The following is a 3,603-nucleotide window of genomic DNA, read 5'->3' on the forward strand; positions in this document are numbered from 1 at the left end:
GGCCTGGTGGCCATGGCGGGAGGCCTGCACCCGATCCCATTCCGAACTCGGTCGTGAAAACTCCCAGCGCCGATGGTACTTTGTCTTAAGGCACGGAAGAGTAGGTCGCCGCCAGGCCTGCAAAAAACAGACGCTTTCCTCTTTATAATGGTAACTTAAGGGCCGTTCAGGCGCCACGGGGGCTGCGCTCCCACTTGGTCGCTAGTCCTCGGCAGAGCCTCGTCCCCCAAATTGCACCCGCAGTAAGGGACAGATCCAAAGGCAAAGCCTTTGGCAAGGCCGACCGGCCGCCGGGCAACTGCCCGAAAAGCCCAAGGGACGGAGGGTCCCGCCGGCGACTGAGGCCAAACAGACCAAAACGGTGGAGCAGCCCAGGCTGTAGGCAAACGCCGGAAGCCCGACATAAACCGGGCCCACACCGCACAAAAGGATCAGGGAAACCAAAACCCCGATCCAAAAACAGATACCAACGCGGGGTGGAGCAGCCCGGTAGCTCGTCAGGCTCATAACCTGAAGGTCGTAGGTTCAAATCCTACCCCCGCAACCAAATATTACGCCGCTAGGTCAACGACTTAGCGGCGTTTTTTATGTCCGAAGATCTTCCGGTAGAACACCAGTCTCAATCGTAGGGACGAACTGGGGACAAACCTGAAAACAATCTGTAGCAATGTGATAGCCAGTTATGAAAGCTGAAAAGGGGCATTGTTACAATGCTTCAACATTCGGCCAATTACCCACTTATCAAAAAATAACAACAATTAATCAACCAACGGCGATAATTACGCCCCCAGCTTCTACTATCAGCCGAAGTGGCCGTTTTGAATGGAATCATTGGCCCATTTGAGCGGAATGCGCACACAGCAGTAAAAAAAATCCCGGCGGAGGGAAGGAACCTCGATTTGAACCGTCTCCTCGCAGCCGTGAGTATGGCAGTGAAAAACTGAAAATTCTAGCGCTTACTATTTGTATCACTCCAACCCAACCCCTTTGGTCAGATCGTGGCTCCCCCTCCAAAGCCTGCAGTCAAAACTGATCCTCTTCACAAATCAAATATTCAAGCCGGTCACTCTCCGCCGCCAGCACGTGAGCACAGTAGATGAATTCTCTCCAGTGCAGACTATCAACAGTATGCACACAGCGGCCGACTATGCTCTGCTCGTCGTTAAGCATGAACTCAACCACATCTATATTTCGATTCCGCTCCCACGTATATTTGACAATTTCCTCAACCGTCAGTTTTCGGACCGCCGTAGCGGGCACAGACGCGCTGAGAAAGATGCACTGGCCGTCGCATTCCCATATCAGAATCGTTTGAGAGCGCTGCACATCTCCCTCGGCAAAGAAAAACTTGAGCCCTATAGTTCCTTCTGTCTCGACTACGTCCACTTCCACTGACTGACCACCTATGTGAAGGTAGCGATCCTTCCTAATGCGTTCTAGATGGTCCAGTACGGTAGAGCTGGTTGGGCACCTGTATTCCCGTGGATCATGCGTGTCCTGGAATCGCTCTAGCAGGGCTTTCATATCCCTCTCAACGGTTACTATGTCGTTCCCAACCAGCATCTCTGCATCGTAGGCGAACCGCCAGTAGTTTGTGGCCACTGGGTAGGCGAATGTTCTATGAAACGTGGTCCAGGATCGTTGGCGCATCAGCTTAGAGAGTTCATTCAGGGAACTGATCTGTATTTCGTTGCCCCGGCCATCCTTATGATCGACCAAAATGCGGACGAGGATTTCCCCAGACGCCCGGGCTGTTGTCAGCCGAACTTCCGCCCTCTCCGACACCACTCCAATTGGGTCACTAACTTTTAGACCAACGCTTAAAGGCCAACGTACCTCCCGCCCAACTTCGAGGGCAGACGCAATCAAGCGTTTTGCCTGATCAACGTTTGCATCTGTCTGCTTTTGGGTTTCCGCTATTCGCTCGTTGAGTATGGAAAGATGCTCTAGGTCGGATCGCGGGTCCACTGGATCAAACGGGCTTTTGAGGAAGTCTTTTATCTGAGGCTCGATTCTGGAGCGATTAGCAATTTCAGACTCCGCAATTTCCTCTTTGTCCAATGCTAAGCCGCCTCCAATCTCGTGTATCGAGGCTATGTATTTGTTGATATTTTCCGATAGACGGCGGATCTGAACTCTTTCGATGCTTTCTTTAACGTGAGGAAAGCTGACCTGTATAAGATCCTCATCATTCGGAGTATCGAACGTTCCTCTGGTTAGCCTCCGCTGGGCCAGTGAGCCGACCCGGTCAACTCGCCCGTTCTTTTGTTCGATGCTAACTGGTGAGCCGGATACGCCGTAATGAACAACACTATCGCAGAATAGGTGCAAATCTTCCCCCTCCTGGAAAACATTGGTACTAACTAAAACGAGCGGATACCCGGGCATACGAAACTTGCGGGCCTGAGCGCCGGTTACCGGGTGGGATGTGATGATAGGATTAAACATTTAGTGAGCACCCTTACGAACAAACGGGCATATACATTGGTGCTGATAGAAAGAGACGAGCCCTTTCTGCGCATTGATCTCAGCTTGCGGCATTCGCGTTAACGGCAAGCGAGTACCAAGATCATTTTTTCCAACACATTCACCTGTAGTCACTCTGGACCTCTCCTTAAAACTTCAACGAGAATTTCGTTGCCCTAAATCATGATACACACTATCCTCAACAACACGACAATAAAATGGTTTGATCCACAATTATGACCCATCGATCGTTCGGAGTAGCTAATGGCTAAGGAAGACGGAGTGCTTAGTTGGAGCGTTATGAGGCGACTTGAATTCGTTGAATTCAGGCTGTTCTGGGAGGGGCATGTGAACAGGGGCGACCTAATAGAAGCATTTGGGATTTCGGTGAACCAAGCGTCCACCGACCTAAACCGCTATCTGGGTTTATCTCCCGACAATATGTACTACGACAAGAGCGCAAAGACCTATGTGCGCGGCCCAGAATATAAACCACAATATCTCCAACCTGACGCCAGTCGTTATTTATCTCAGTTGCATTCGCTTGGTGAGGGCATTCTTGAGCCATCCGAGGGCTGGATTGGCAAGTTACCATCTTTCGACGCTGCGCCAACACCGGCACGAGGGGTGAATGCAAAGACACTCCGGACTATTGTTGCGGCAATTCATCGAAATGAAGCTGTGGAAGTGAAATATCAATCACTATCTACACCGGAGCCCAGATGGAGATGGATAGCACCACACGCCATTGGTTTTGACGGATTTCGTTGGCATGCGAGAGCTTTTTGCTTAGACGATGAGGTTTTCAAGGACTTCCTTCTATCACGTATATTGGAGATCCGAGGAAATCGCCGGATCGATGTCACGGGCGAAACGGATTCCGAATGGCATGATATTGTCACCCTTGAAATTGGGCCACACCCAGACCTCTCAGGGAGCCAACAAAAAGTGATTGCCCTCGACTATGGCATGCGAGACGCCAGTGCAAAAATCAAGGTCCGCAAGGCGCTACTTTATTACGCGCTTCGCAGGTTAGGTCTTGACACAGACCCATCCGCTCGGCGGCCTCAGGATCAACAAATAGTTCTGTTGAACCACGATAAAATAAAAACGAAAGCCTTGGTGCAAAATGAAAAA

At 50.8% G+C, this 3,603-nt stretch carries 2 protein-coding genes, 1 tRNA gene and 1 rRNA gene; 3 read left to right on the forward strand and 1 reads right to left on the reverse strand.

What is annotated here, in order from left to right:
* Positions 1-2: 2 nt before the first annotated feature.
* Both rrf and ACESNI_RS10355 read left to right on the forward strand, forming a co-directional pair.
* A 5S ribosomal RNA gene (gene rrf, locus ACESNI_RS10350) occupies positions 3-117 on the forward strand.
* A 353-nt stretch (positions 118-470) separates the two neighbouring features.
* Positions 471-547 (forward strand) — tRNA-Met (locus tag ACESNI_RS10355).
* 476 nt (positions 548-1,023) lie between these two features.
* On the opposite strand, the gene ACESNI_RS10360 is transcribed toward ACESNI_RS10355, so the two are convergent.
* Positions 1,024-2,448 (reverse strand): hypothetical protein, encoded by a 1,425-nt coding sequence (locus ACESNI_RS10360; protein WP_373086547.1) that lies wholly within the window; start codon positions 2,446-2,448, stop codon positions 1,024-1,026.
* Between the two features lie 282 nt (positions 2,449-2,730).
* Between ACESNI_RS10360 and ACESNI_RS10365 the strand changes: the two genes are divergently transcribed.
* On the forward strand, positions 2,731-3,603 hold an 873-nt coding region (locus tag ACESNI_RS10365; protein WP_373086548.1), incomplete at its 3' end, for a WYL domain-containing protein.

The organism is Sneathiella sp. (assembly GCF_041689005.1).
Classification (GTDB): Bacteria; Pseudomonadota; Alphaproteobacteria; order Sneathiellales; family Sneathiellaceae; genus Sneathiella.

What these genes read in the sequence shown, in the direction of transcription:
- ACESNI_RS10360 (WP_373086547.1), bottom strand. Translation starts at nt 2,448, where the DNA reads ATGTTTAATCCTATCATCACATCCCACCCGGTAACCGGCGCTCAGGCC.